Consider the following 7,875-nt stretch of genomic DNA (forward strand, 5'->3'; position numbering starts at 1 on the left):
TCCCTTCATTCACCTTCAGAGGCGAAACAATTTCTGCGGTTTTTCTTCTAATCTTAATGTGCCGCACTTACGCTTAGTTTACCACAATTTGATCTTTAAATCTAAAATTTTTTCTTAAAATTGTTGACAAATCCATAAACCGATTGTATGATTGTACTATCAAATTAATACAGCAGTACAAAAGGAGTGAATGCTATATGCCATGGAATCTTGATTCCTCGCGGCCGATCTATCTGCAGATCATCGAGCGGGTACAGATGGACATTATCACCGGGCGCTATCAGCCGGGCGATAAGCTTCCGTCCGTCCGCGATCTCGCACAGGAGGCCGCTGTCAACCCGAACACAATGCAGAAAGCACTTTCCGAACTGGAACGCAGCGGACTGATTTATTCCCAGCGGACCAGCGGACGCTTTATTACCGAAGACAAGGAGTTGATTCATCAAATGAAAAAAGAACTTGCCGCCGCAGAAGTCTCTGCTTTTGTTGCCCATATGAAACAGCTCGGCATAACCCCGGAGGAAATCCGGCAGCTACTTGCCGAAACGATTGAGGAGGAAGAAAATCATGAGTGAACTTGTAACGTGTAAAAACCTGACGAAGCGCTTTGGAAACCACACCGCGCTCGATCATCTCAACATTTCCCTGGATTCCGGGAAAATCATCGGACTGCTGGGACCCAACGGAAGTGGAAAGACAACGCTCTTAAAGCTGCTGAACGGACTGCTGACTCCAAGCGAAGGTGAAGTCCTCATCGACGGGAATCAGCCAGGCGTCGAAACGAAAAAAATCGTCTCCTATCTGCCGGACAAAATGTATCTCGGAAACTGGATGCGCGTCTCGGATCTTTTAACGTATTACAGCGATTTCTTTGAGGACTTTGACATGTCCCGTGCCAACGCCATGCTGGAATCCTTAAAAATCAGCCCGAAGGACCGTTTGAAAACGATGTCGAAGGGAACGAAAGAGAAAGTCCAGCTCATCCTCACGATGAGCCGCCGCGCAAAGCTCTACTGCCTCGACGAGCCGATTGCAGGCGTCGATCCGGCAGCGCGCGATTACATCTTATCTACGATTTTAAATAACTACGAACCGGACGCATCCATCCTCATCTCAACGCATCTGATTTCCGATGTTGAAAACATTCTCGATGAGGTTATCTTTATCCAGGAAGGCCAGTTAAAACTGCACGCCTCCGTTGAGGATATCCGGATGCAGGAGGGTGAATCGATTGATTCTTATTTCAGGGAGGTATTCAAATGTTAAAAAAATGTCTGAAACATGAGTGGAAAGCATGCTGGAAAAACATGGCGCTGCTGAACGGCGCTGCCATTTTCATGGGCGCTCTCGGAGGCTTCGGCTTCCTCTTTTCCCACCTTTATGAGCTGCCGGATCTGCTGATCGTCCTCTATCTGCTTGCGTACGTTTTGATTGTGATCGCCGCATCCGTCATGACGCAGGTGCTGATGATCCAGCGCTACTATAAAAATCTCTTTACCGACGAAGGGTATCTGACCAACGTCCTTCCGGTATCGGCAACGGACCATATTCTCTCAAAAATGCTGGTTTTCGGCGCATGGAGCATTTTAAACGCACTTTCCGTTCTCGCTTCCTTCGCTTTTTTGCTTCTGCCGTCCGCAATCCGGTATTTTACCGCAAACACCCTGCTTTTTTCCAACAAGGCCATGACCTTTTCCGATTTTCTGTCCTATCTCTGGGCACAGATTACCTGTGTTGCCGATGCTGCTTTTTCCCTGATCGGCATCACGAACCACATCGGCATGGCACTGTTTTCCATCGTCGGCTTCTTCGCTTCGCTGTTCTTCGGCATCCTTCTGTTCTATGCCGCTATCAGCATCGGAAGCCTGGTATCCAGCCATAAAGTTCTGACAGCTGTCCTTTCTTACATCGGCATGACCACCGTAATCCAGATCTTCGGCGGAATCAGTATTGTCCAGGTTTTCCAGGACTCCACACCAGCCGCTGTGGTTACCACATCCTCAGTTTCCACGCTTGTTATCACCGTGGTGCTCTGTGTTGTTCTGTTCCTGATCTGCCGCTATATCTTAAGCAGACGGCTGAATCTTTCTTAAAAATTGCATGAAAAAGCGCCGCCGCGGACGAACCGAATCGTCTGCGGCGGCGTTTTGTATGCATGTTCTGCACTTATGCCAGATGCCAGATATCCTCGTTGTACTGTGCGATGGTACGGTCGGAGGAGAAGAAGCCTGCTTTTGCGATATTGATCAGGCACTTCTTGTTCCATGCATCTCTGTTTTCATAATCTTTGTATACTTTTTCTTTTGTCTTGATGTACTCTTTCAGGTCGAGCAGGGTCATGAACCAGTCTTTGTTCAGAATCTCGTTGTAGAGTCTCTCCAGGCAGACCTTGTCGCCGATGGCGAGCAGTTCGTCGCTTACGATGAAGTCAACGAGTTTTGCAATCTGCGGATCAGCATCGTAGATGTCTTTGGAGCAGTAAGCAGCGTCTGCATACAGGTCGATGACATCCTGCGGTCTCTTTCCGAAGATGTAGATATTCTCTTTTCCAACGAGGTCGCCGATCTCAACATTTGCACCGTCCTCAGTTCCGAGGGTCAGAGCGCCGTTCAGCATGAATTTCATGTTTCCGGTTCCGGAAGCCTCTTTGGAAGCCAGGGAGATCTGCTCGGAGATGTCCGCTGCCGGGATCACCTTTGCAGCTTTCGATACGTTGTAGTTCTCGAGCATGATGACTTTGAAGTACGGGCTTACCTCCGGATCATTCTCAATCAGCTCCTGCAGGCACAGGATCAGATGGATAATGTCTTTTGCGATGATATAAGCCGGTGCAGCCTTTGCGCCGAATACCATGGTGATCGGAGTTTTCGGCTTGTTGCCGCTCTTGATGTCCATGTATTTGTATACAGCGTACAGAGCGTTCATCTGCTGACGTTTGTACTCATGGAGACGTTTTACCTGTACATCGATGATGGAGTTCTCATCCAGTGCGATGTTCTGGGTCTCATACAGGAACTGTTTGAGGTCCATTTTGCGGTTGTGTTTGATCTCCTCGAGTTTTGCAAGGACTTTCTTGTTGTCTTTGAATTTCAGCAGTTTTTCCAGCTCGTCGGCATCTTTCTTGAATCCCGGTCCGATCAGGCTCTCGATGTACTGTGCCAGTTCACGGTTGCAGTGCAGCAGCCAGCGGCGGAAGGTGATACCGTTTGTCTTGTTGTTGAATTTCTCCGGATAAATATCGTAGAACGGTTTCAGCTCGGAGTTTTTCAGGATCTCGGTGGGGCAGCAACGCCGTTGACGGAGAATCCGTAATGGATATCCATATGTGCCATGTGGACACGCTGATCTTTGTCGATGATCGCTACTTTCTCGTCTTTGTATTTCTTCTTTGCCTGTGCATCCAGCTCGTGGATGATCGGCAGCAGGTGCGGAACTACTTCCTCGAGGTAATCGATCGGCCATTTTTCCAGTGCCTCGGCAAGGATGGTATGGTTGGTGTAAGCGCAGGTCTTGCTGACAACATCGATGGCTTCCTGCATCGTGAAACCTCTCTCCTGCAGAAGACGGATCAGTTCCGGAATCACCATGGACGGGTGGGTATCGTTGATCTGGATGACAACGTGGTCATACAGCTTGTGCAGATCGTAGCCCTTCTGCTCGCACTCCATCAGAATGAACTGTGCGCCGTTGCTTACCATGAAATACTGCTGATAGATACGAAGCAGCTGTCCGGCACGGTCGCTGTCATCCGGGTACAGAAACAGAGTCAGGTTTTTCTGAATCTGATGTTTATCAAAGTTGATGCTGTCGGACGGAACGATGCTCTCGTCAACGGTATCCACATCAAACAGGTGCAAACGGTTGCAGCCGCTGTCGTAGCCCGGAACGTCGATATCGTACAGAGTGGAATGCATCGTAAAGTTTTTATACGGAACCGCAAAGGATACCGGCTGTCTTACGAGCCAGCTCTCATTGGTGATCCATGGGTTTTTGACTTCTTTCTGTTTGTGGTCTACCAGAAGCTGGCGGAACAGACCGAAGTGATAATTAAGGCCGATACCGTCTCCCGGAAGTCCCAGTGTTGCGATGGAATCAAGGAAGCATGCTGCCAGACGGCCAAGTCCGCCGTTTCCAAGGGACGGCTCCATCTCCATCTCCTCGATCTCGGTCAGCTCTCTTCCATGAGCGGCAAGTGCTTTTTCTACTTCCTCGTACATGCCAAGGTTGATCAGGTTATTGGACAGCAGTTTTCCGATCAGAAACTCTGCTGAAATATAATACAGCTTCTTACTTCCGGTGTTTCTTTTGCGACCTGCCATCTCCTGTTTGGTGATCACCATCAGGGCTTCAAAGATTTCGCTCTTTGTGCAGTTGTCCAGATCTCTTCCAAAACGCTCTTTTAAGATTGCCTGAATTCTTTCTTCCATTGTTTTCTTCTCCTTACTGCTGCGGCATTATTTTCCGCAGTATGGTTTTGTGGATTCTCGCACGACAAGTTCACCGCCGTACACTTTGCTGCAGGGTTCTTCTTTCCCCGAAATTAAGGAAAACAGCATCTTCGCCGTCTCTGCGGCAAGCTGCTCCACCGGCTGGCGGATCGTTGTGATGCTTGGTATATAATACTCTCCTGCATCGATTCCGTCAAATCCGGCGACGGAAACATCGTCCGGCACGGTAAGCCCGGCCTCTTTTAAGGCACGGCAGGCACCGATCGCCAGCGTATCCGCGGTGGCATACAGCGCGGAAAATTCCGTCTTCTTTTCCAGAATTTCTTTCGTTATCTTGTATCCCGTGGCGAAGGAGTACGTGTCATCCTTCGTCATGTGAAATACCAGATCAGGGTCATAAGGTATCCCGTGATCCAGTAAAGCCTGACGGTACGCATCCAGCCGGAGCCGTCCGATACTGATGTCGTCCTCACAGGCGGTGATAATGGCAATGCGCCGGTGGCCGAGGCTGCAGAGATAATCTACCATCTTATAGCTTTCCCTGTAGTCGTCAACCGATACGCTCGCGCACGGTTTTCCTCCGTCCGAAACTGCCCCGATCGTACTGATCACGTACGGAACCGGGATCTGCGCCATTTTCTCGTGCGGGTGTGTGAAGTTTCCGCCGAGGAAAATGATGCCGCGCAGCCGCTTCTCTTTGACGATTTCAATCGCGGAGTCCACCTCATTTGCCTTTTCCTCTACTCGCTCAATGATGCAGGCGTATTTCTTTTTGCTCACAACCTCTTCGATCACACTGATCATATTGTTGAAGAACATGTTGTCCATACCTTTGACCAGAATAGCGATCGCTTTTGCATTCGACCGTTTCAGGTTTCTGGCACTGTTGTTCGGTACGTAATTCGATTCGGCAATCACCTTCAAGATCATCTCTTTCGTCTCCGGATTGATGTCCGGGTGATTGTTCATCGCTCTCGATACCGTGCTCACACCTACCTTACATTTGCGGGCAATATCTTTAATCGTTACCTGTTCCATGTTCCAGGCCACTCCTTTAGCTTCTTTCTGTGCTTCCGGCCTGTTCTCCCAATAGGTACCGCTTTATTTTGCGATACGCGCTGTAATTTTCGTCAGCCGGTTAATTCTCTTCGCCAGCTCCGGTGTAAACTGTCCCGGAAGCAGACGCCATTTCCAGTTATTTCCAAGCGTAGACGGATAGTTGATTCTCGCCTCCGTGCCAAGGCCTAAAAACTCCTGCATCGGAGTGACAGCCAGATCTGCCACACTCTCCATAGACATGCGGATGAAATCCCACGGCAGTTCCTCATCGGTGCTCTTTGCATTTCCCATATACTCTTTGGAGAATTCGCGGTCTTCCTCGCTCATCACATAATACCATCCAAGAATCGTATCGTTGTCGTGTGTTCCGGTGTAGACAACACAGTTTCTCTCGTAGTTGTGCGGCAGGTAATCACTCTCCTCACGGGAATCAAACGCAAACTGCAGAACCTTCATACCCGGATAGCCGGACTCTTTCACCATTTCGATCACGCTCTCGGTAAGGTATCCCAGGTCCTCTGCGATGACATCCACATCGCCGAGCTTTTCTTTGACGGTGTTGAACAGATCCATGCCCGGTCCTTTCTCCCAGTGGCCGCGCTCTGCAGTCTGATCACCGAACGGAATGGAATAATATTCATCAAATCCGCGGAAATGGTCGATGCGGACAGTATCGTACAGTTTGAACACGTGGGCCAGACGTAACAGCCACCATGCATAACCTGTGCTCTTATGGTAGTCCCATCTGTATAACGGGTTGCCCCAGAGCTGTCCGGTTGCAGAGAATGCATCCGGAGGGCATCCGGCAACTGCTTTTGGCTGGTTGTCCTCATCAAACTGGAACAGAACCGGATTTGCCCAGGTGTCGGCGCTGTCAAATGCCACATAAATCGGAATATCACCGATGATACGGATACCCTTTTCATTTGCGTAAGCTTTCAGTGCTTTCCACTGTTTCAGGAACATAAACTGCTGGAATTTGTAAAATGCAATCTCCCCGGCAAGCTCTTCCCGTTTCTGATCCAGTGCTGCTTCTTCTCTGTCTTTTAATTCTGCCGGCCACTCACTCCAGCTGATTCCGCCGAGTGCATCCTTAATCGCCATATACAGCGCATAATCCTCCAGCCAGTAACCATTTTCCGATACAAATGCATCATATACGTCATCTGCCGCAAATCTTTCAAATGCTTTTCTGAGTACTTTGAAACGGGACAGATAAATCTTTTCGTAATCAATATACTCTGCATTGTCGCCGAAGTCGCACGCATCACACTCTTCTTCTGTCAGAAGTCCCTCTTTTACCAGGGTCTCCAGATCAATAAAATATGGATTTCCTGCAAAAGTAGAGAACGACTGGTACGGCGAATCTCCATATCCCGTCGGTCCAAGCGGAAGAATCTGCCAGTAGCTCTGGCCGGCCTCCTCCAGGCGATCCACAAATTCATACGCTTCTTTCGAAAAACATCCGATACCATATCGGGACGGCAGCGAAGCTACCGGAAGTAAAATACCACTTTCTCTCATTTTTAAACCCTTTCTCCTTGTCGTTTTTTCTATCCATCCGACCCCACAAATACATCATTTCTGTTCACGGATACGCAGCAAATTGTAACTTATGCAACCCCTATCGCCAGCTCATTTTGTTTCGTAAAAACAGGGCTGTCGGTATCTCGTCTGTATTTCCGGAAACGGTGTCGGTAACGTTTCCGGAACTCGTTATATTTAACATACCATACTCTGCATCAAAAAACAACCCCCAACCCTCTTATCATATTTACCAAATATTGAATACTCTGTTTATTCAAAACAACGAATTTGCATTTTTGTAACGATGCAAAGCCATACCTAAAAAGACAGCATGCGGGGACGGAACCGCTCTGGGCACTTAAAAATCATGAATTTTTCAAGCCTCCCATATAGGTTCTGTCCCCGCATGCTGTCTTTTGCGGTATCTGTTTTTCACTTAAAACTCCAGAATAATCTTTGTTCCGGTTCCAAGTGTACTCTCAATTTTAATCTTCGCATCATGAAGAATCGCTCCATGCTTCACAATGGAAAGTCCAAGTCCAGTACCACCCGTCTCGCGGGAGTGGCTCTTATCAACGCGATAGAAGCGCTCGAAGATCCGCTCCTGGTCTTCTTTTGCGATTCCGATTCCAGTATCCGCCACAGCCACAATCGCCCGTCCGTTTCTTCCGCGCGAAACCGTAACCTCAACCTCACCGTCTTTTTTATTATACTTAATCGCATTATCACAAAGATTATAAATCATCTCATAAAGCACCTGCCGTGCTCCTTTGATGCGGCAGCTCTCTCCGCGCACCGTCATCTTCACCTTCTGCTCCTTCGCCCGCATCGAAAGATGCCC

General features: G+C 48.7%; 6 protein-coding genes and 1 pseudogene. 3 read left to right on the top strand and 4 right to left on the bottom strand.

Going from position 1 to position 7,875, the window contains the following annotated elements; genetic code table 11:
• Positions 1-197 precede the first annotated feature (197 nt).
• Genes ACY2VT_RS08250 through ACY2VT_RS08260 form a run of 3 tightly spaced genes read left to right on the top strand, consistent with a single transcriptional unit; the run spans position 198 to position 2,093 of the window.
• A complete protein-coding gene (locus ACY2VT_RS08250; RefSeq protein ID WP_022462266.1) occupies positions 198-575 on the top strand; it encodes a GntR family transcriptional regulator in 378 nt (125 codons plus the stop codon).
• A complete protein-coding gene (locus ACY2VT_RS08255; RefSeq protein WP_461879534.1) occupies positions 568-1,266 on the top strand; it encodes an ATP-binding cassette domain-containing protein in 699 nt (232 codons plus the stop codon). Before ACY2VT_RS08250 ends, ACY2VT_RS08255 begins: the two co-directional genes overlap by 8 nt.
• Positions 1,260-2,093 carry a hypothetical protein gene (locus ACY2VT_RS08260; protein WP_461879535.1) on the top strand — a complete coding sequence of 278 codons (834 nt, stop codon included), beginning with the start codon at positions 1,260-1,262 and terminating at the stop codon, positions 2,091-2,093. The genes ACY2VT_RS08255 and ACY2VT_RS08260 overlap by 7 nt, the downstream gene beginning before the upstream one ends.
• 73 nt (positions 2,094-2,166) lie before the next feature.
• Here ACY2VT_RS08260 and ACY2VT_RS08265 read toward each other — a convergent pair.
• From ACY2VT_RS08265 to ACY2VT_RS08280, 4 genes and pseudogenes are all read right to left on the bottom strand, one after another.
• Positions 2,167-4,427 (bottom strand): annotated as a pseudogene (locus ACY2VT_RS08265) (glycogen/starch/alpha-glucan phosphorylase).
• 27 nt (positions 4,428-4,454) lie between these two features.
• Positions 4,455-5,486, bottom strand: coding sequence for a LacI family DNA-binding transcriptional regulator (locus tag ACY2VT_RS08270; protein WP_461879536.1), 1,032 nt, complete (start codon positions 5,484-5,486; stop codon positions 4,455-4,457).
• Between the two features lie 63 nt (positions 5,487-5,549).
• A complete protein-coding gene (gene malQ / locus ACY2VT_RS08275) occupies positions 5,550-7,031 on the bottom strand; it encodes a 4-alpha-glucanotransferase (protein WP_461879537.1) in 1,482 nt (493 codons plus the stop codon).
• A 439-nt stretch (positions 7,032-7,470) separates the two neighbouring features.
• On the bottom strand, positions 7,471-7,875 hold a 405-nt coding region (locus tag ACY2VT_RS08280; protein ID WP_461879539.1), incomplete at its 5' end, for a sensor histidine kinase.

The sequence above is a fragment of the Fusicatenibacter sp. genome, from assembly GCF_050872605.1.
In the GTDB taxonomy this organism is placed as follows: Bacteria; Bacillota; Clostridia; order Lachnospirales; family Lachnospiraceae; genus Fusicatenibacter.

What these genes read in the sequence shown, in the direction of transcription:
- ACY2VT_RS08255 (WP_461879534.1), top strand. Translation starts at nt 568, where the DNA reads ATGAGTGAACTTGTAACGTGTAAAAACCTGACGAAGCGCTTTGGAAAC.
- malQ (WP_461879537.1), bottom strand. Translation starts at nt 7,031, where the DNA reads ATGAGAGAAAGTGGTATTTTACTTCCGGTAGCTTCGCTGCCGTCCCGA.
- ACY2VT_RS08250 (WP_022462266.1), top strand. Translation starts at nt 198, where the DNA reads ATGCCATGGAATCTTGATTCCTCGCGGCCGATCTATCTGCAGATCATC.
- ACY2VT_RS08270 (WP_461879536.1), bottom strand. Translation starts at nt 5,486, where the DNA reads ATGGAACAGGTAACGATTAAAGATATTGCCCGCAAATGTAAGGTAGGT.
- ACY2VT_RS08260 (WP_461879535.1), top strand. Translation starts at nt 1,260, where the DNA reads ATGTTAAAAAAATGTCTGAAACATGAGTGGAAAGCATGCTGGAAAAAC.